At 70.6% G+C, this 19,579-nt stretch carries 19 protein-coding genes; 12 read left to right on the top strand and 7 right to left on the bottom strand.

What is annotated here, in order from left to right; translation table 11 throughout:
* Positions 1-41 precede the first annotated feature (41 nt).
* The 12 genes from HD596_RS05420 to HD596_RS05365 all read left to right on the top strand — a co-directional run bounded on the left by HD596_RS05420 (position 42) and on the right by HD596_RS05365 (position 13,243).
* Positions 42-365 (top strand): hypothetical protein, encoded by a 324-nt coding sequence (locus tag HD596_RS05420; RefSeq protein ID WP_313042867.1) that lies wholly within the window; start codon positions 42-44, stop codon positions 363-365.
* Complete coding sequence (locus HD596_RS05415) at positions 356-1,561, top strand: DUF6395 domain-containing protein (protein WP_185068209.1); 1,206 nt, start codon at positions 356-358, stop codon at positions 1,559-1,561. The genes HD596_RS05420 and HD596_RS05415 overlap by 10 nt, the downstream gene beginning before the upstream one ends.
* A 16-nt stretch (positions 1,562-1,577) precedes the next feature.
* Positions 1,578-2,420 carry a M55 family metallopeptidase gene (locus HD596_RS05410; protein ID WP_185068208.1) on the top strand — a complete coding sequence of 281 codons (843 nt, stop codon included), beginning with the start codon at positions 1,578-1,580 and terminating at the stop codon, positions 2,418-2,420.
* 100 nt (positions 2,421-2,520) lie between these two features.
* Positions 2,521-4,071 (top strand): flavin monoamine oxidase family protein, encoded by a 1,551-nt coding sequence (locus tag HD596_RS05405; protein WP_313042862.1) that lies wholly within the window; start codon positions 2,521-2,523, stop codon positions 4,069-4,071.
* Positions 4,072-4,141: 70 nt separating this feature from the next.
* Complete coding sequence (locus HD596_RS05400; protein ID WP_221519190.1) at positions 4,142-4,660, top strand: YbaK/EbsC family protein; 519 nt, start codon at positions 4,142-4,144, stop codon at positions 4,658-4,660.
* A 132-nt stretch (positions 4,661-4,792) separates the two neighbouring features.
* Entirely contained in the window at positions 4,793-6,733 is a 1,941-nt protein-coding gene (locus tag HD596_RS05395; protein WP_185068206.1) for a serine/threonine-protein kinase, read from the top strand.
* A gap of 16 nt (positions 6,734-6,749) precedes the next feature.
* Positions 6,750-8,552: a serine/threonine-protein kinase gene (locus HD596_RS05390; protein ID WP_185068205.1), complete on the top strand. Its 1,803-nt coding sequence runs from the start codon at positions 6,750-6,752 to the stop codon at positions 8,550-8,552.
* A gap of 35 nt (positions 8,553-8,587) precedes the next feature.
* Entirely contained in the window at positions 8,588-9,793 is a 1,206-nt protein-coding gene (locus HD596_RS05385) for a serine/threonine-protein kinase (RefSeq protein ID WP_185068204.1), read from the top strand.
* Between the two features lie 195 nt (positions 9,794-9,988).
* On the top strand, positions 9,989-10,768 hold the full coding sequence (locus tag HD596_RS05380) for an electron transfer flavoprotein subunit beta/FixA family protein (RefSeq protein WP_185068203.1): 780 nt from the start codon (positions 9,989-9,991) through the stop codon (positions 10,766-10,768).
* A gap of 19 nt (positions 10,769-10,787) precedes the next feature.
* On the top strand, positions 10,788-11,741 hold the full coding sequence (locus HD596_RS05375) for an electron transfer flavoprotein subunit alpha/FixB family protein (RefSeq protein ID WP_185068202.1): 954 nt from the start codon (positions 10,788-10,790) through the stop codon (positions 11,739-11,741).
* Between the two features lie 454 nt (positions 11,742-12,195).
* Positions 12,196-13,056, top strand: coding sequence for an RpnC/YadD family protein (locus tag HD596_RS05370; protein WP_246554155.1), 861 nt, complete (start codon positions 12,196-12,198; stop codon positions 13,054-13,056).
* Positions 13,040-13,243: a hypothetical protein gene (locus HD596_RS05365; RefSeq protein ID WP_185068201.1), complete on the top strand. Its 204-nt coding sequence runs from the start codon at positions 13,040-13,042 to the stop codon at positions 13,241-13,243. Before HD596_RS05370 ends, HD596_RS05365 begins: the two co-directional genes overlap by 17 nt.
* A 475-nt stretch (positions 13,244-13,718) precedes the next feature.
* On the opposite strand, the gene HD596_RS05360 is transcribed toward HD596_RS05365, so the two are convergent.
* The 7 genes from HD596_RS05360 to HD596_RS05330 all read right to left on the bottom strand — a co-directional run bounded on the left by HD596_RS05360 (position 13,719) and on the right by HD596_RS05330 (position 19,546).
* Positions 13,719-14,015, bottom strand: coding sequence for a hypothetical protein (locus HD596_RS05360; RefSeq protein WP_185068200.1), 297 nt, complete (start codon positions 14,013-14,015; stop codon positions 13,719-13,721).
* A 250-nt stretch (positions 14,016-14,265) separates the two neighbouring features.
* A complete protein-coding gene (locus tag HD596_RS05355) occupies positions 14,266-15,057 on the bottom strand; it encodes a hypothetical protein (protein WP_185068199.1) in 792 nt (263 codons plus the stop codon).
* The gene (locus tag HD596_RS05350) at positions 15,054-15,605 is read right to left on the bottom strand and encodes an RNA polymerase sigma factor (protein ID WP_185068198.1); all 552 of its coding nucleotides are present in this window, start codon (positions 15,603-15,605) and stop codon (positions 15,054-15,056) included. Before HD596_RS05350 ends, HD596_RS05355 begins: the two co-directional genes overlap by 4 nt.
* A gap of 76 nt (positions 15,606-15,681) precedes the next feature.
* Complete coding sequence (locus HD596_RS05345) at positions 15,682-17,160, bottom strand: sensor histidine kinase (RefSeq protein ID WP_185068197.1); 1,479 nt, start codon at positions 17,158-17,160, stop codon at positions 15,682-15,684.
* The gene (locus tag HD596_RS05340) at positions 17,157-17,858 is read right to left on the bottom strand and encodes a response regulator transcription factor (protein ID WP_185068196.1); all 702 of its coding nucleotides are present in this window, start codon (positions 17,856-17,858) and stop codon (positions 17,157-17,159) included. Before HD596_RS05340 ends, HD596_RS05345 begins: the two co-directional genes overlap by 4 nt.
* 27 nt (positions 17,859-17,885) lie before the next feature.
* On the bottom strand, positions 17,886-18,650 hold the full coding sequence (locus tag HD596_RS05335; protein ID WP_185068195.1) for an ABC transporter permease: 765 nt from the start codon (positions 18,648-18,650) through the stop codon (positions 17,886-17,888).
* A complete protein-coding gene (locus HD596_RS05330; protein WP_185068194.1) occupies positions 18,647-19,546 on the bottom strand; it encodes an ATP-binding cassette domain-containing protein in 900 nt (299 codons plus the stop codon). Before HD596_RS05330 ends, HD596_RS05335 begins: the two co-directional genes overlap by 4 nt.
* Positions 19,547-19,579 lie beyond the last annotated feature (33 nt).

Below are 19,579 nucleotides of genomic sequence, written 5' to 3'. Positions count from 1 at the left end.
TCATGATGCGCGTCCTGGTCCCTGCGCGGCTCCGGAAGGCCGTGCGTACATGGTTTGACTCCCGCTATATCTCCATTTCCGACCACCGTCAGGACATCAGGGACGCGCTCTGGGAGGTCCAGACGCTCCGGCGGGAGATGGCCACCCTCCAGAGCGAGGTGGAGCGGCTCAGGAACGCCCGCCCGACCGGCTCCGGGATCAGCAGGGCTGACAAGACGAAGCTCGACGACACCCACCGGCTCGCCCAAGAGACGGCGAAGGCGCTGGACGGCGTGCTCCAGAACGAGGTCCTGGTCTGGCAGGCCATCGACGACCTGCGCGCCGGCCGCGCTTCCGGGCAACCGGGGGAGCAGCCGTGCGCGTGACCTGGACCGGCACGAGCCTGACCTTCCGCCTCGACGCCGAGGACGAGATCACCGGCAAGGCCTCCGACGAGCACCCCATCAAGCTGGCCATCAACTCCTGCTCCATCGGCGGCGTCCCCGCAGACGCCCACCCGGACCTCTTCGCGGTCGCCGCCTGGACGGTCGTGGCGCCGTGGACGAGGAAGCGCATCTCCTTCGACCGCGCCATCTCGGCGGAGCTCGCCGACGCCCTGCACTCCGGATGGGGCGTCGAGGCGGGGCCGGTGGGCGCCGAGCCGCGCCGTCCCGGGGCCCGGCTCGCGATCTCCTACAGCGGTGGCGCGGACTCCGTGGCGGCGGCCACCGTCTACCCGCAGGCGCCGTTCGTGCATTTTCGCCGGGTGCCGCACCCGCGCGTGCCCAACCGCTGGTCCCACTACCGGTCGGACGTCCTGGCCAAGCTCGCCGCCCAGACCGGGCGCGAGCTGAGCACGGTCACCTCCGACCTCGAGTTCACCCTGGCCGAGCCGCGCCCCGGCTATCCGGAGCACCACGCGGTCGCGGCCGGCGCGCTGCTGCTCGCCGACCAGCTGGACCTCGGCGGGCTGGGCTTCGGCTACGAGCTCGGCTCGCGCTGGCTCGGCGGGGGCCGTTACCTGTGGCGCTACACGCCCGACAACCCCATGTGGTCGCCGCACGGCAGGTGGGGCCGGCTGTTCGCGGCCGCCGGCGTGCACATCGTGCTGCCCGTCGGCGGGGTGAGCGAGGCCACCACGATGCGCCTGGCTCTGGGGTCCGACCTCAAGGACTACGTGCGCTGGTGCCTGCGCGGCACCGACGGCCCGTGCCGTACCTGCGGGAAGTGCCTCTACAAGGAGCTCATCCAGGCGGCCGTCGAGCGCCGCCCCCTCGACACCCCCATCACCGCCGATCGCCCCGTCGCGCAGAAGTACCTCAAGAAGCCGCCGTACGGGGGGCAGGAGATGATCCAGTACGGGTTCGCCCGCGTCCCCGGCATCGAGAACACGCTCTTCGCCAAGGCGCTCGACTACTTCGACGTCTCGGAGGAGTCGACGGCCTGGCTGGACCACTGCTACCCGCGGGCCCTGGCCGAGATCCCGGCCCAGTGGCGCGAGGAGGCCACGGCGTTCGTCGAGAAGCACGTGGGGCTCATGACGGAGGACGAGGTCCGCCGGGTGGAGACATGGGGCGCCTGATGAGGAGTGGAAGAGCGTGAAGGTTTATCTGTCCGTCGACATGGAGGGCGTGACGGGGCTGACCGACCCCGAGGAGATGCACGCCGGCAAACGCGGGTACGAACGCGGCTGCGAGCTGATGACGGCCGACGCGAACGCCGCCATCGAGGGCGCCTTCGCCGCCGGGGCGAGCAGCGTCCTGGTCAACGACGCCCACGGCTCCACCAAGAACCTCCGGATCGACCTGCTCGACCCGCGCGCCAGCCTCATCCGCGGCCCGGGCAAGGCGCAGCGGATGGCCCAGGGGCTCGACGGGTCGTTCCAGGCGGCGTGCTTCGTCGGCTACCACGCCCGCGCGGGCGTGCCGCACGGCGTGCTCAACCACACCTGGATGGGCAAGGAGATCCAGAACGTCTACCTGAACGGCGAGCTGTGCGGCGAGACCCGGCTCGTGGCGGCCTGCGCCGGGTTCCACGGGGTGCCGGTCGTGCTGGTGGCCGGGGACGAGGCCGTCGGGGAAGAGGCGCGCGAGGTGCTCGGCGACGTCGAGACGGTGGCGGTGAAGAAGGGGATCGACAAGTTCTCCGCCGAGTTGCTGCCGCCGAGCGTCGCGCAGGCCAGGATCCGTGAGGCTACGGCTCGTGCGCTCAACCGGTTGAGCGACTTCACGCCTTATGCGGTGGCTGCGCCGTACACGCTCGGGGTGGAGTGGAACTCCACCGCCATCGCGGCGGCCGTGGCGCTGATCCCGGGCGTGAAGTCGGTGGGGCCGCGGCACATCGAGTTCACGACGGACGACTTCGCGCAGGTCATGGCGCTGTTCGGCATCTTCGCCACCATCGGCGGCCAGATCGCCTGCGGCAGCGGCCCGTACGGCTGACCCTGGCGTTCTACGGATCTCTGCCGTCTGGAATGCGGGGGTCTGCGGCCGGGTGTACGGTGCGGAGCGGTTTTGTGGAGCGCGGAGGGGAGACGGCGGCGTGGAGGGTGCGGCGCTGACCCGGCGGGGGTTGCTCGTCGGGATCGGGGCGGTGGGCGGCGCGGGCGCCATGTACGCCGCCATGGGCGCCCTCGGCCTGGCGCCGTCCGAGCAGGACAAGCAGTTCGCCGCTCCCCGGCCGGGCGACTTCAGCCTGAGCGGCAAGGGGGCGGCGAAGGTCGTGATCCTCGGCGCCGGGGTGGCGGGGCTGACGGCCGCGTACGAGCTGGGCAAGGCCGGCTACGACTGCACGCTCCTCGAGGCCAGGGAGAGGGCCGGCGGGCGGAACCTCACGTTGCGCGGCGGCGACCGGCTGGCCGAGCTGAACGGGCCCGCCCAGGACGTGAAGTTCGGCGAGGGCGTCTACTTCAACGCGGGCCCCGGCCGGATCGCCCCCTGGATGGTGACCCTCGACTACTGCCGTGAGCTGGGCATCCCCATCGAGACCTTCGTCAACAACAACGCCGCCGCCTACGTGCACACCAACGGCCGGACGGTGCGGGCGCGCACCGCCCGAGCCGACATGTACGGCTATATCGCGGAATTATTGGCAAAAGCGACAAATGTCGGCGCGCTGGACAGAGCCATCAGCAAGACCGACCAGGAAGCGCTGCTCGACTTCCTCCGGAGATTCGGCGACCTGGGCCCGAAGCACGAATACGAAGGGTCCATGCGCCGCGGTTTCACGAAATATCCGGCAATCGACACCGGCACCCCCCTCGACGCCCCGGGCACCCTCCACCAGGTCCTCGCCGCCGGCACCGGCCGGGCGATCACCAACGACTTCGGCTACGACCAGGCCACCCCCATGTTCCAGCCCGTCGGCGGCATGGACGCCATCGTCACCAAGCTGACGGAGGCGGTCGGCCGCGACCGGATCAGGACCGGCGCCAAGGTCACCAAGATCACCAACCTGGCGGACGGCGTCGAGGTCGCCTGGGAGGGCGGCGGCATCAAGGCCGACTACTGCATCGCCGCCCTGCCGCCCCACATCCTCGCCAAGATCCCGCACAATCTCGGCGCCCAGGTCACCACCGCGCTCAGCACCCCGATCCCGGTCGCCGCCGGCAAGATCGGCCTGGAGTACGGCCGGCGCTGGTGGGAGCTGGAGGACCGCATCTACGGCGGCGTGACCGAGACCGACCTGGACATCACCCACATCTGGTACCCCTCCCACGGCTACCACTCCGAGCGCGGCCTCCTCGTCGGCTACTACAACACCGAGCGGAACGCCGAGCTGTACGCGGCCCTCGCCCCCGAGGACAGGAAGCGCAGAGCGCTCACCCAGGGCAAGAAGATCCACGGCGACAAATACCGCCAGAACATCCTGTCCAGCGTCTCCATCGCCTGGGACCGCCAGCCGCACATCCAGGGCGGCTGGGTGCGCTGGCCCGACTTTGATTCGTCCTTCACTTTTCTGCAACGCCCCGCCGGAAGGGTTTACTTCGCGGGCGACTGGCTCACCCATCTGATCGCATGGCAGGCGGGGGCCATGGAGTCCGCCCGCAGTGCCGTCACCCAGCTGCACCAGCGAGTGCTGCAGTCTGCCTGACACCGCACGCCACCCCTGCGGCCACCGTAGGCTCCTGGGAGAAGCGATCTGCGGAGATAAAATCGAGGAGATGGGGATGGCGCTGCACTGGGTGCCCGCCAACGACCGGACCGACCTGCTGGCCGACCCGGTCGCGCTCGCCGTGCCGGAGCTGGAGGGCGTCGAAGTGGCCGAGATCGATCCTGAGCTGGCCGACACGGCGGCGTTCTGCGAGCGGTATGGCGTGACGCTCGACGAGTCGGCCAACTGCGTGGTCGTCGCGGCCAAGCGCGGCGGCGAGACGCGCTACGTGGCCTGCATGGTGCTCGCGACGATGCGCGTGGACGTCAACGGAGTCGTCCGCCGCCACCTCGACGCCCGCAAGGCGAGCTTCGCGCCGATGGCCGACGCGGTCGAGCTGACCGGGATGGAGTACGGCGGCATCACCCCGCTGGGCCTGCCCGCCGACTGGCCCATCCTGGTCGACTCGCACGTCGCCGAGCATCCCAGAGTGGTGATCGGGAGCGGGGTGCGCAGGTCGAAACTGGCCGTGTCCGGTGCCGCGCTGGCCGGGCTGAAGAACGCCGAGGTTCTGCCGCTGGCCGGTTGAGGGGAAACTGAAGCCGATTCGAGACCGTTGGATGGGAAACCGATGGCCCCTTTCTGGACGTTGTACGAGTGGGAATGTGGCCTCATGGTTCATCTCGTGGGCGGGGATTAAGCCGGTATGGTGCTTCATGCCATGAACGATGACCGACTAGGCCCTTACCGGCTGCTCAGGCGGCTCGGTGAAGGCGGGATGGGCGTTGTCCACCTCGCTGTCGACCCGCAGGGGCGGCAGGTGGCGGTCAAGGTCCTGCGCGGAGAGGTCGCCGGCGACGAGGTCGCCAGGCGGCGGCTTTCGCGTGAGGTCGAGACGATGCGGCGGGTGCGGAGCAAGTACATCGCCGAGGTGGTCGACGCCGATGTCACCGGTCATCGCCCGTACATCGTCACCCAGTACGTCCCCGGCCGTCCCCTCGACGAGATCGTCAAGGACGACGGGCCCCTCGACCTGCCCTCGCTGGTCAAGATCGCGCACGGGGTGGCCGCCGCGCTGGCCTCCGTCCACTCGGTGGGCGTGATCCACCGCGACCTCAAGCCCGGAAACGTGCTGATCCTCGACGGCGAGCCCGTCCTGATCGACTTCGGCATCGCCCAGGCGGTCGACGCGACGCGGCTGACGCAGACCGGCATGTTCATCGGCACGCCCGGCTACCTCGCGCCCGAGATCATCGAGGGCCAGGAGGCGGGGCCGGAGGTCGACGTGCACGCGTGGGCAGGCACGCTGCTGTTCGCCGCCACCGGCCAGCCGCCCTTCGGCAAGGGCACGCTGGAGATGATCTTCTACAACATCACCGCGGGCAAGGCCGACGTGAGCGCCGCCCCGGCGACGCTGCAGCCGCTGCTGAAGGCCGCGTTCCAGCGCAACCCGGCCAAGCGCCCCAAGGCGGCCGAGCTGGCCGAGCAGACCGCCCGGATGCTCCCGAAGGCGCCGAGCACCGTGCCCGACGAGATCTCGACCGTTCCGCGGCCGACCGAGCCCCCGCGCGTGCAGGACAAGCCGTCGTACGACATCTCCACGCCGCCGGTGACGCCCAGGAGCCTGCTGGAGTCCCAGGAGCCGGCCGCCACGCCTCCGCAGGACCAGCAGTACGTCTCGCTGCTGCCCAACCAGCCGGACCCGTGGCCGACGCGCAGGGTGACGCCGGAGGAGCTGCGGCGCATCCAGCGCGAGAGCGGCCTGACGCCGCCGCCCTGGCAGCCGCAGCAGCCGGTCAACAACCACGGTCTCGCGGCCCCGCCGGGGGAGGGCGACGTGCCCACCCGACGGGTTCGCCCTGACTCGCCCGACTACGGGCGGATCCACACGCCGGTCCCGAACGCGCCGGTGCCGAGCGCCGGCCCCGACGTGCCCGACTACGCCCGGCCCGCGCCGAGCCCGCTCCAGCCGCCCCCGTACATCCCGCCGCAGTACCCGCAGCCCGACCCGAGCACCAAGCGGGAGCCGTACATCCCGGCGGTCGCGCCGGGCAAGATGCTGCAGCGGTCCCGGGCGTACGGCGTGGCCGGCGCGATGCTGCTCGTCGTGATGATCGTGGCGGCCGTGACCGCGCCCGTGCTGGTCGCGGTCGTGGCGATCCCGGCCGCGATCCTGCTGCGCGCGGCCGACCTGGCCCAGCCGCAGCTGACCGCCCGCAGGGCCGCGGGGGCCGCGGCGCTCGACGTGGTCAGGGTCTTCGCCTTCCCCCAGGCGCTGGCCAAGTCGGTGGGCATCACGCTGGCGCTCGTGCTGTACGCGCTCATCCTGGGCCTGCCGGTGACGCTGCTGCTCACCGTGGTGGCCAGGATGGACCCGTCCAACGCCCTGGCCTGGGGCGCCGCGGTCGCGTTGTGGACCGTCTGCGCGGGCCCGGGAGTGGAGGGTCCTGGCAAACAAATGCGCAGAACGCTCTCATCGCTCGTACCCTCGAGGACAGCGGCGATGGTGATGGCGGGGGTCCTCGCGGCGGCCGCCGCGCTCTCGCTGATCCTCGCCGCCGGCACGTTCGGGGACAAGCCAAGGGGGGCCGTATGGACTCCGCTGAACGTCAATCCAGTGGTCAGACAGCTAGATGGGCTGAGGGGGAATCCCGGGGGATGACGCGGGGAAGGTGGCGATGAGCACCCAAGCACCAGAACGACTGGGCCCGTACCGGCTGGTCAGGAAGATCGGCGAAGGTGGCATGGGGGTCGTCCACCTCGGTCTCGACGGCGAGGGCCGCGAAGTCGCCATCAAGGTGCTGCACCCGCACGTGGCCGCCGACCTCAAGGCGCGCGACCGGCTGACCCGCGAGGTCGAGACCATGCGCCGGGTGCGCAGCCCGTACGTCGCCGAGGTGATCGACGCCGAGCTCGTGGGCGGCCAGCCGTACGTCGTGACCCGCTTCGCCCCCGGCCGCACGCTGGAGGACACCGTCCTGGCCGACGGCCCGCTGGAGGCGCGCGAGGTCATCAGGCTGACCCAGGGCCTCTGCCAGGCGCTGGTGGCCATCCACACGGCCGACGTGATCCACCGCGACTTCAAGCCGTCCAACGTCATGCTGGTCAACGGTGAGCCGCTGGTCATCGACTTCGGCATCGCCCACCTGGTGAACGCGACCAGGCTGACCCAGACGGGCATGTTCGTGGGCACGCCGGGCTACCTGGCGCCCGAGATCATCCGTGACTCCGAGATCACCCAGGCCGCCGACGTGCACGCGCTGGCCTCGACGGTGTTCTTCGCCGCGACGGGGGCGCCGCCGTTCGGCACGGGAACGTTCGAGGCGGTCTGCTTCAACATCATGGAAGGGCGGGCGCAGATCGACAAGGCGCCCGCGTGGCTGCGCGGCTGGCTCGGCAGGGCGCTGCAGGTCGATCCCGCGTCCCGGCCCAGCGCGCACGAGCTGCTGCGGATGGCCAGGGCGCTCGACCCGGCCGTGACCACCTTCAACGAGACCTCCTTCGACGGGCCGACCGGCACCAAGCGCATGGGCGGCGGCACGCGGGTCATGGACTCGTACTCCGACCTGCTGCCGCCGGTCGAGTACGGCAAGACCGCACCGCCTCCCGCCAGGGAGGAGCGGCCACCGACGCGCAGGGAGGAGCGGCCGTACCGGGAGGAGCGGCCGCCGCCCTACGTGCCCGCGCCGGTCGCGGCCAGGCCGCCGATGCCCCGCACCGACCAGCGGGTCGCGGGCTACCCGGCGCCGCCGCCCACCTCGCCGTCGCAGGTCAGGCCCTACACGCCGCCGCCTCAGTACACGCCGCCGTCCGAGCGGAAGAGATACCTGTTCGGCAGCCAGGTGGTGGGCCTGCTCCTGCTGGTCACGCTGGTGGGGCTGACCGTCATGATGCCGGTCATGGTCGGCGCGATCGCCGTCGCGCTCGCGCTGGTGCTGCGGCTCGGCGAATACCTCTTCGGCGACCTGGTCAAGCGGCGCCAGATGCGCGGCAGCAGCTCGGCCGACCCGCTGCTGGCGGTCGTCGGCACACCGTGGGCGCTGGTCAAGTCCGCGCTCGTGACGGCCGTACACGTGCCGCTGGCGCTGCTGTTCGGCCTGTGCGTCTGGGGCCTGCTCCACTGGGCGGGCGGGATGAGCGTCAACGTGGCCGCCTCGTTCGCGGCGGGCGCCTTCGCGGGCGGCCTGTTCGTGCTGCCGGGCGGCGGCGCGCCGCGCCAGGCCGTCACCCGCACGCTCACCGGCGTGCTGCGCAGCCCTGGCGCGGCGCTGGTCGCGGTCGTGCTGGTGGGCACGGCGGCGCTGTTCGCGGTGATGTTCGCGCTGGGGCAGGACGCGGTGTGGTACCCGTGGCGGGCGCCGGAGTCCGTCATCGACGAGCTAGCCGGCAACGCCAGGCAGAGCACGATCGGGCTGATCACCGGGGTGATCGACAGCCTGCTCAGCGATCTCGGGCTGGGGTTCCTGACTCCCTGGTCCTGAGTGTCCCCATGGGCTCTCGGGGGGAGAGATGAGGTATGAGCGAGCACCTCGGCCCATATGAGCTTCTTTCGAAGCTCGGGGCGGGCGGGTTCGGCGAGGTGCATCTCGCCCTCGACGCCGAGGGCCGTACGGTCGCGGTCAAGGTGCTCCACCCCCACGTCACCGCCGACGGCGGGGCGCTGGCCCGGCTGGCGCGCGAGGTGGAGACCATGCGCCGGGTCGGCGGGCCGCACGTGGCCGAAGTGCTCGACGCCTCGCTGGAGGGCGACCGGCCCTACCTCGTGACCCGCTACGTCCAGGGCCGCCCGCTCAGCGCCGTGCCCGTGCCCGTGCCCGACCTGCGCCGGCTGGCCTCCGGGCTGGCCGACGCGCTGCTCGCCATGCACGAGTCCGGCGTGGTGCACCGCGATCTCAAACCGGCCAACGTGATGATGGCCGAGGGCGAGCCCGTCGTCATCGACTTCGGCATCGCCAGCGCGCTCGACTCGCTGTCGGTCACGGCCTCCGGCGCCGTGGTGGGCACGCCCGGCTACCTGGCCCCCGAGGTGCTGGAGGGCAAGAGCGCGGGCATGGAGGCCGACGTGTTCTCCTTCGGGGCGACGCTGGCGTACGCGGCGACCGGGCGGCAGCCGTACGGGCAGGGGCCCGCCTCCGCGGTGGCCTACCGGGTCGTGCACCATTCGCCCGACCTGGAGGGCGTCCCGGAGTGGCTGGCGTCGCTGTTACGCGAGTGCCTGTCCACCGACCCGGCCGCGCGGCCGACGGCCGCGCAGCTGTGCGCCAGGTTGGGGGTCGAGCCGGTCTCCCGCGTACGCCACGTTCCGCCCCGGGCGATGAGCCTCGCCGACGACCTGGCCACGAGGGAGTGGCGGCCGGGCAAGGGAGGGCCGCGCAGGTCGGTGGAGGAGTCCAGGGCCAGGCACCGGGAGAAGGTGCGCAGGCGCTGGCTGATCGGCTCGGGACTGTTCGTGTCGCTGCTGGCCGCCGCCGCGCGGGAGCCGCTGCCGGAGGTGTCGTTGTTCCTGCTGGCGGCGTACGCGCTGGCCGTGGTGACCGATGCAGGGGTGGCGCTGTTCTCGAAAGGCCTGTTCCGGCGCAGCCGCATGATCACGGACCTGGTCAGCGTGGCGGGGGCCGTGGGACTGTGTTTCGGGCTGGCGGCGGTGTTCAGCACGTTCACGCTGGCGCTGTTCGCGGGTACTGCACTGGTGGTGGGGGTCGTGTTCCTGCTCTCGGCCTAGACCGAACATAGTTCTGTATAGTGGGTAGCTGCGGGTTTGCAGTTAAGCTACTCATGGGTAACATAGCTTGCGAAAGCTTGGGCAGACCCTCTGTCGGTGGCCTGGTGGCCACCTGGCAGTCTGGACAGCATTGCATTCGGCGCCGGCCGCAACGAGGCGGTCGCGCACGCGAACACGGGAGGTCGGCCACCGGCCATGAACATCGTCGTCTGCGTGAAGCAGGTCCCCGACACTGCGACCGAGCGCAAGCTGCGGTCCGATGACAAGACGCTCGACCGTGACGCCGTGGACGGCGTGGTCAACGAGCTTGACGAGTACGCGGTCGAGGAGGCGCTGCGGCTCAAGGAGGCCCACGGTGGTGAGGTGACCGTGCTCACCATGGGCCCCGGCAAGGCCACCGAGACCATCCGCAAGGCGCTGGCCATGGGCGCCGACAAGGCCGTCCACCTCAGCGACGACGCGCTGCACGGCTCCGACGCGCTGTCCACCTCGTATGCGATGGCGCAGGTGCTCAAGAAGATCGGGTTCGACCTGGTCATCCTGGGCTCCGAGTCCACCGACGCGCGCACCGGCGTGCTGGCCGCGATGCTGGCCGAGCGCCTCGGCACCCCGCAGCTCACGCTGGCCAACAAGGTCGACGTCGAGGGCTCCTCGATCGCGATCCAGCGCATCACCGACTACGGCTTCGACAAGGTCGAGGCCACGCTGCCGGCCGTCGTCTCCGTGGTCGAGAAGATCAACGAGCCGCGCTACCCGTCGTTCAAGGGCATCATGGCCGCCAAGAAGAAGCCGGTCGAGACGCTGGCCATCGGCGACGCCTCCATCGACGCCGCCCAGGTGGGCCTGGCCGCCGCGTGGTCCTCGGTCGTCGACTTCGCCGCCGCCCCGCCGCGTGCGGCCGGCACGATCGTCAAGGACGAGGGCGACGGTGGCGCGAAGGCCGCCGACTTCCTCGCGTCGAAGAAGTTCATCTAAGAACGGGAGTTTTGCTGATATGTCGGAGATTCTCGTTCTCGTCGAGCAGGTCGAAGGCGAGGTCAAGAAGGTCACGCTGGAGCTGCTGACCCTGGCCCGCTCGCTCGGCACCCCCTCCGCCGTCTGGGCGGGCCCCGGCCTCACCGACCAGGCCAAGGCCAGGCTCGCCGAGTACGGCGCTGACAAGATCTACGTCGCCGCGTCGAGCGACATCGTCGACTACGTGGTCGCGCCCAAGGCCGAGCTGCTCGCCCAGCTCGTCGCCGCCACGTCCCCGGCCGCCGTGCTCGTGGCCGCCACGTCCGAGGGCAAGGAGGTCGCCGGGCGCCTGGCCGTCAAGACCGACTCCGGCGTCATCACCGACGCCGTGGGCCTGGGCGAGGGCTTCGTCGCCGACCAGTCCATCTTCGGCGGCGGCGTCAACGTGCAGTCCAAGGTGAGCAAGGGCACGCCGATCGTCGCCGTACGCCCCAACTCGACCGCCCCCGAGCCCGCCCCCGGCGCCGGCGCCGAGGAGGAGGTGTCGGTCACCCTGTCCGACGCCGCCAAGGCGGCCCGCATCGTCGAGCGGGTCAAGCAGGAGAAGGGCGCCCGGCCGGAGCTGACGGAGGCCGCGATCGTGGTCTCGGGCGGGCGCGGCGTCGGCTCCGCCGACAACTTCTCGATCATCGAGGGCCTGGCCGACTCCCTCGGCGCCGCCGTCGGCGCCTCACGCGCCGCCACGGACGCCGGCTGGTACCCGCACCAGTTCCAGGTGGGGCAGACGGGCAAGACGGTGTCGCCGCAGCTGTACATCGCGGCGGGCATCTCGGGCGCCATCCAGCACCGGGCCGGCATGCAGACGGCCAAGACGATCGTCGCGATCAACAAGGACCCGGAGGCCCCGATCTTCGAGCTGGCCGACTACGGCGTGGTGGGCGACCTCCACCAGGTCGTCCCCCAGCTCACCGAAGAGATCAACAAGCGCAAGTAGCCGCCGGGGGGAAGGCATGGTCTTCGCGCTATAGCGCTCAGGCTGTGACATTGGGGGGCGCGGCCCCCCAAACCCCCGGCTTCAAAGGCGCGGTCCTCGCGGTGGGGGGCGCTTCGCGCGAGGGGGCTCGGGCTGTGACTTTGGGGGGCGCGGCCCCCCAAACCCCCGCTTAAAAGCCGCTTCGCCGATTCGTCAGCCGATCGCGTTCACGAGAGGCGTGCGAAGAGGGAGAAGTCGCTCGCTACGCGTAGCCAGGGGTCCACGGCTGTGGGATGACCGCCATTACTGCCCGGGAACTACGCAACAACATCGCTGAGGCGCTGCCGCCTGTCGAGCGGCGCTCCAGGCTCGCGCGTTCAGAGAAATCAGTTCCGCCGCCATTCTCGTAACTTTGCGTGCTGGACATGTGACAATAGGTGGCATGCCGTCCCCCCGACATGACGCTCTCGTTCAGATGTTCAGTGACCGCCCCCAACTGGCGGTGGAGGTCCTACGCGATCTTCTAGGGGTCGAGTTGCCCGCCACCCCGCTGGTCCGGGTGGAAAAGTCCACCTTCAACACTCGCCCCTCCGACGACATAAACTCCGACCTGATCCTTGTCTTGGGGCCGCCGCAGACCGCCGCGCACGCCATCATCCTGGAGGTCCAGCAGGACAAAACCAAGGATCCTAGGCAATTGGCGCGCTACGCTGCCGCACTGTGGCTCATGCTGCGCTGTGATGTCACGGTCTTGCTCGTCTGCCCCGATCGTGGTGTTGCCGACCATTACGCGCAGCCCATCGATTCCGGATTGAGCGGCTACCGCCTGCAGGCACAGGTGCTGGGGCCGGATGACATTCCGGTCATCACCGATCCTCAGGAGGCTGTGGCTCGCCCGGCGCTGGCGATCATGGCGGTCATGGCCCACGGTCGTGACCGCAAGGTGGTGGAGGCTTTCGCCATGGCGCTGGGAGAGCTGCGCGATGAACACGCTGCGAAGTACTATGAATACGCATACAGCATGTCCGCGCCCGACGTGCGACGCCTCTTGGAGGAGATCATCATGACGTCCACCACCTGGCCCGTCTACAGCCCCTTCGCCCGCGAGCACTATGGCCGCGGCCAGGCAGAAGGCGAAGCGAAGGGCAAAGCGGAGGAGGCGGTCAGGATGCTTCTGCTGGTGCTGGGCGCCCGTGGCTTCGACATTCCGGATGACATGCGCACCCGCATCTCGACCTGCGCCGATCTGGCCCAGTTGGAATCATGGGCCACTCGTGCGGTGACCGCCCAGTCCGTTGAGGACCTGTTCGACGAGACCGGTGGACAGCACCGCTAGTACGGCAAGGGCGCGGCGGTTCGCCGTCTCCTTCCGCTTCGCCCTGCTCACCCATCCCGCTCTGCTGCCGCTGCCGGCCACCCGGCCCGTTCCCACTCCCGGCGGGCTCGACCCCCTCAAACCCCCGGCTTCGCAGGCGCGGTCCTCGCGGGTGGGGGCGCTTCGCGCCATGGGGCTCGGGTTGTGACTTTGGGGGCGAGGTCCCCAAACCCCCGCCTAAAACCCGCTTCGCCGATTCGTCGGCCGATTACCTTCGCGTGGGCCATGCGAAGAGGGAAAAGCCGTCTATGCCGTGGTCAGAAGCTTAGAGTTGCAGCATGAGCGCCCAGAAACCGCGCAAGAAGGTGGTGCGGCGCGTTGAGGACCTTCGGGACGCTCTCATCAAGACGACGGACGATCTGCCGTGGTGCCGCGCAAGCGCGCGCTGATTGATGCGTCGGGCTTCATCGGATTGGCAGCGGCGTACTTCGACGCCAGTCGGTTCGCGTAGGAGATGTCGGTGGTGACGCTCGGGGAACTCAGCCTCGGTGGTGCTCCATGCTCGCGATCCCGACACGTCCGTCCGCCCACTCGACCCGTACCAACTCGCCGAACGCTTCAAGTTGATCGCGATCGACGAGGCTGTCTCTGACGAGTCCTGCCTCGCTGGAGATCTGGGCGAGTCACTCGCGTCGCCAACGTTCGGACTCTCTCCACGCTTGCTCGGCCTCGGCTATTGTTTCGTCGCTGACGGGTCCCAGCCAGGTAGTGGCCCCGTCCAAAACGTCCTGAATATCGTCCATGGCGAGCTGGCGAGCCACCGCTCCATCGACGTAAGCGGAGAAGCCGCGGCTGCCAGTGCGGGCCTCCACCCGCGCGACGGTTGAACTGCGCAACGTCACGGTCTTGCCCACCATGGTGTCGGCCGACACGGTCACGTCCTCTGGCGGCAGCTTCGGCTTCTCGGATCCCGTGGCCATGCCGTCAATTGTGTGACACATAGTGCGGTAGGAACTCGGGGTTTCGAAGTGACAGGCTGACAGTCAAGAGCGGACTCGTCGACCGTCGTTGTGGTGGTGATACTTGTGGTGATCAACCCGTCTGCAGGGGACTGCGGTGTCATCAGGCCGACGTGAGACCCGCGATCAAGCTCCCTCCAGCGTCCGAACAGGCCTGCCGGTGGGGTACGGCGCGCCCCTGTGCACATCGCCGTACCCCACCGGCTCACGATCAGTTCCCGGCCATCTCCCTGACGCCCGCTTCATCGGATTCGGCGGTCACGAGTTTGCAGGGCGCGACCGGACTGCCTGCCTTGGCCAGATAGGTGCCGAGCGCCCAGTCCATCCCCGGGTAGTTACCCGGTCGAAATTCCAGGACCAGCGTCTCTCCCGGCCGAATGAAACGGGGCGAGATCAGGAAGGTGTTCCGGTTGATCGGCGTGGCGGCGTCGCGGGAGCGCCAGTTGTCCGGCTTGTCGAACTCCTTGCGCTCCTGTTCGGTCATGTTCCGGGTGCTCGGTGGATCGTAGGCCAGGTCCGCGCCGACGAAGCGGCCAGGCGCGCATTTCTTGTGCGCCTCGGTGAACGTCACGTCAGCCGTGATTCCCGCAGCATCGAGCTTGGCCTCCAGCCCTTCAGGGTCCCGGAACTCATTGACCGTCACCTGAACGGTGCCGTCGGACTTCTTCACCACCGCATACGCCGCACTCTCTGATCCGGGGACCAGCGGCACGACCACCGCCGCGGCTGCGGCGATGCTGGCGAGCGCCGCGCCCCCCAGCAGGCGACGACGCAGGGGGGAAGGACCATGTCGCGGCGCCGCCGCGGTGATCGCCGGGGACGGGTGGGCCTGCCCGGTTTCGGCGACGGCGATCCGCCTGCCGGGCAGCCAGGATGCGCGGCGGGGCGCGGGCGGCGTCGCCACGATCTCCTCAAGGAGGTCGTGGGCACCCTGGCTCATGGAAGGCTCGCTGAATTCAGCGGCCGGATCGATGGCGGACACCATGCGGTCGATCTTGTTCATCGTGTTTCTCCTCTCAGCGGGGTCATTACGGGGGCCTCGTCCGTCGTGCCGAGCAGCCGGGCGAGTCGTTTGCGGGCCTTGTGCAGCCGGAGCCGGGCGGCGGTGCTGCTGCAGCCCAGTACCGTGGCGATCTGCGGGCCGGTCAGCCCTTCCCAGCCGGCCAGCGCGAGCACCTCCCGGTCGGCCGGGCTCAGAGCGTCAAAGGCGGCGCGCAGAGCGTCGGTCCGCGGATCGGCGGGCGCAGTCTCCTGGCCGACGGCGAGTTCGTCGCGGAGCCGCGCGGCCAGCGCGCTGCGGCGCGACTCCCCGCGGCGGTGGTTGGCCAGGACGCGGCGTGCCACGCCGTACAGCCACAGCAGGGCGGCGTCGCCGTCCGGGACGTCGTCCAGCCGCCGCCACGCGGCGAGAAAGGTCTCCGCGATCAGATCGGCGACGTCGTCCACCGAATCGGTACGGCGTAGCGCATAGCGATGTATCGCCGGATAGCAGGCGAGGCAGAGCGCCTCGAAACGATCTCGCGTGTCGGGGGGCACGCGTGGATCTTGCACAGGTGTCTCCTCATCGAAAAGTGCCGGTACACCTCATTAGGTGTCCGGCACCACCCACAAGTGTTTCCTGCCCTGCTCAGGTACGCAGCGGAAGGGCGGTCGACGAGAGGGCGCCGGTTTCAGCGGTCGCGGGGAGGCGGACCTGGAAGGCCGTGCCCTTGCCCGGCGCGGAGCGGACCTCCACCCGCCCCCCATGCGCCGTGACGATGGAGCGGACGATCGCCAGCCCGAGCCCCGCACCCCCCGTCGCCCGTGCGCGGGAGGCGTCCGCGCGGTAGAAGCGGTCGAAGACGCGGGCCTCCTCCTCGGGGCTCAGCCCCGGCCCCTCGTCCTCGATGACCAGGACCGACTCCCCGCCGTCCGTCCCGACGCCGATCCGCACCGGGGTGCCGGCGGGCGTGTGGGTGATGGCGTTGCCGACGAGGTTGCTGACGACCTGTCGCAGGCGGGCCTCGTCGCCCAGTACGGGTGCGGACGCGGCCGGGCCGCCGGACGGGCCGGTGAAGGCGACGGGCCTGGACGGGGCGAGCGCTGCGAAGTCGTGGCGGGCGTCGGCGGCCAGCGTACGGAGGTCCATGGGGGTGAGCTCGAGCCCCGGCCCGTCGCTCTCGTCGAGACTGGCGAGTAGCAGCAGATCCTCCACCAGCCGGGCCAGGCGGCCCGACTCGCTCTCGATGCGGGCCAGCGCGGGCCCGGCCTCGGTGCCGCCCATGCGGTAGAGCTCCGAGAAGCCCTTGATGCCGAACAGCGGGGTGCGCAGCTCGTGGCTGACGTCCGCCACGAACCTGCGCATCCTGGCCTCCGACTCCACCTTCGCCGCGACGCCCTGCTCGATCTGGGCCAGCATCTTGTTGAGCGAGCGGGCCAGCCGGCCCACCTCGGTGGAGAGGCCGGCCGGCTCGGGCACGCGCCTGGTCAGGTCGCCGTCCGCGATGGCCGCCGCCGTCTCCTCCACCCGGCGCAGCGGCGCCAGCCCGGCCCTGATGGCGACCCCGCCGACGAGCGCCAGCACGCCGAGCAGGACGGCGCCCGTGAGGAGGCAGGCCACCCGGAGGCGGTCGATCGTGGTGTGCATCTCGGCGAGCGAGACCGCGGCCACCACCGCGGTGTGATCGGCCGGACCGAGCCTGGTCCCAAGGGAACCGGGGCGGGGCAGCGCCACCGCCCGCCACTCGTCGCCGTCCATGCCGTTCACCGTGAACGGCTGCCCGTCCCGGGCCGCCACCGCGGCGCTGTCGAGCCGGGGCAGCGCGGGCCCGGCGAGGTCGCCGAGCTCGCGGAGCACGGACCCGTCCGCCGCCAAATAGGCCACGAACCCCTTCCCCATCAGGTCGAACTGCCCGGCAGGAAGCGGGCTGCGCGACAGCTTGACGACCAGGTCCGGCGGGATCGCGGACGCCGCCTTGCCCATCGGCTCCAGCTGGGCGTCGACGCGCGCCATGAGCTGGGTCTCGAGCTGGCGCAGCACCACCGAGCTGATCACCACCAGGCCGACCACCAGCAGCGCGACCGCGATGGCCAGCAGCCGGGCGGCGAGCGACAGCCGGCCGATCATCGCTTGGGCTTGCGCAGGACGTAGCCGACGCCGTGGACGGTGTGGATCAGCTTGGGCTCGCCGGCGTCGAGCTTGCGCCGCAGGTAGCTCACGTACGTGTCCACGATGCTCGTGTCGCCGGCGAAGTCGTAGCGCCACACGTGCTCCAGGATCTGGGACTTGGGCAGCACCCGGCCGGCGTTGAGCACCAGGTGGAGCAGGAGGCGGAACTCCGTGGGCGACAGCCGTACCGGACGTCCGGCCCGGGTGACCTGGTGGCCGTCGGGATCGACCTCGAGGTCCCCGACCACCAGCGTGGAGTCGTCGGGGGTCGCGCCCGTGCGGCGGAGGATGGCCCTGATGCGGGCCAGCAGCTCCTCCAGGTCGAACGGCTTGGTAACGTAGTCGTCGCCGCCCAGCCGCAGCCCGTTGATCTTGTCGGCCGTGGCGTCCCGCGCCGTGAGGAACAGCACGGGCACCGGACCGGGCCGCCCGCCGCCCCTGGGCAGGCTCCGCAGCCGGCGGATCACCTCGAACCCATCGAGATCAGGCAGCATGACATCGAGCAGGACCAGGTCCGGCGGGTCACGGCGGGCCGACTCCAGCGCCTGCGCGCCGTTGTCGGCCGAGCTCACCGTGAAGCCGGCGAACCGCAGCGTCGCGGAGAGCAGCTCCTTGACGGTGGGCTCGTCGTCGACCACGAGCAGCCGTTCTCCCACGAGAGGCACCTCCCCGGTCCAGCGTAGTCAGGCGTCGCGATTCTTGAGCTGGACGTACGCGGCGACCAGCATGACCGCCACGAACCCGGCCAGCAGCCCGAACCCCAGCGCCCCCGGCAGCTCGGATTTCCCGGAGACGGCCTGGAGGGCGGCCATGCTCGGCCAGTAGACGCCGATGAGATCGCGCAGGAAGCCGGGCGACGCGCCGGCCATGACGGGGAGCAGGAGGAAGGCGGTGCTGACGTTCGCGGCGGCGGCCGTGCCGCGCAGCAGGAAACCCAGCGACAGGCCGAACAGCGCCAGGAGCGTCAGCACGAGCGGCCCGAACAGCAGCAGCCGCAGCGCGACAGGATCGCCCGGCATGACAGCCGGCGCTCCGCCCGCGGACAGCGTCATCTGGCTCGTCGCGAACATCAGCCACACCGCGGCCACGCTCACCGGCAACGCGGTCAGCACGGTGATCCCGCACTTGGCCGCCAGCAGCCGGCCGCGGCTGCTCACGGCGGCCAGGGTGGCCCGCATCGTGCCGGAGCCGTACTCGGAGGAGGCCACCAGCACGCCCAGCGCCGCCACCAGCAGCTGCACGATGAACACCCCGCGCATGCCCAGGTCCAGCGGCTGGAAGTCGAGCCGCTCCTGCGGCGTGGCCGTGGCGTACTCCTTGGCCGCCGTGCTGCTGAACAGCCACCCCAGCAGCCCCGCGACGGCGGCGGTCGCCGCCGACAGCACCATGGTGGACCTGATGCTGCTGAACTTGGTCCACTCCGCCTTCAGCACCCCCGCGTCGATCATCGTGCCGCCCCGTACTCGACGCTCTCCCGAGTGAGCTCCATGAACGTCTCCTCCAGCGACGCGCGGCGGGGGGCCAGCTCGAACAGCGGCACGCCCTCGGCCGCCGCCAGCCGCCCGACGTCGGGTGCCGTCATGCCCGTGACCAGCAGCTCGTCGGCGCCGCCGGGCTGGACGTGGGCGCCGGACAGCTCCAGGCGCCGGGTGAAGGAGGCGGCGTCGGGCGTTCGTACGAACACCGCCGCCCCGCCCTCGGTGAAGTCGCCGATGTCCCCCTCCGCGATGAGCCGGCCCTTGCCGATCACCACGAGGCGGTCCGCCGTCAGCGCCATCTCGCTCATCAGGTGGCTGGACACCAGCACCGTGCGCCCTTCCGCGGCCAGCCCGCGGATGAGCGTGCGGATCCACAGGACGCCTTCGGGGTCGAGGCCGTTGACCGGCTCGTCGAGCATCAGCACCGGCGGATCCCCCAGCAGCGCCGCGGCGATTCCCAGCCGCTGCCCCATGCCCAGCGAGAACTCGCCCGCCTTCCTGCCCGCCACCGCCGTGAGCCCGACCAGGTCCAGCACCTCGGCGACGCGGACGTCGGGGATGGCGTTCGTCTGGGCGAGGTAGAGCAGATGCTTGTACGCGCTGCGCCTCGGGTGCACGGCCTGCGCCTCCAGCATCGATCCGACCTCGCGCAGCGGGTGGCGGAGCTCGTGGTGGGCACGGCCGTTGATCGTGGCGGTGCCCGAGGTGGGCAGGTCGAGGCCGAGGACCATGCGCATCGTGGTGGTCTTGCCCGCGCCGTTCGGGCCCAGGAAGCCGGTGACGAGCCCCGGGCGCACCGTGAAGGTGAGATCGTCCACGGCGAGCACGTCGCCGTGGCGTTTGGTCAGTCCGTCGAGCTGGATCATGGGTCCAGCGTGCGGCCGGCGGTTGGGGGAGTT

It is taken from the genome of Nonomuraea jabiensis (assembly GCF_014204795.1).
Lineage (GTDB): Bacteria > Actinomycetota > Actinomycetes > Streptosporangiales > Streptosporangiaceae > Nonomuraea > Nonomuraea jabiensis.
Note: the sequence above shows the minus strand (reverse complement) of the source record. Positions and strands in the feature narration are given on the sequence as shown.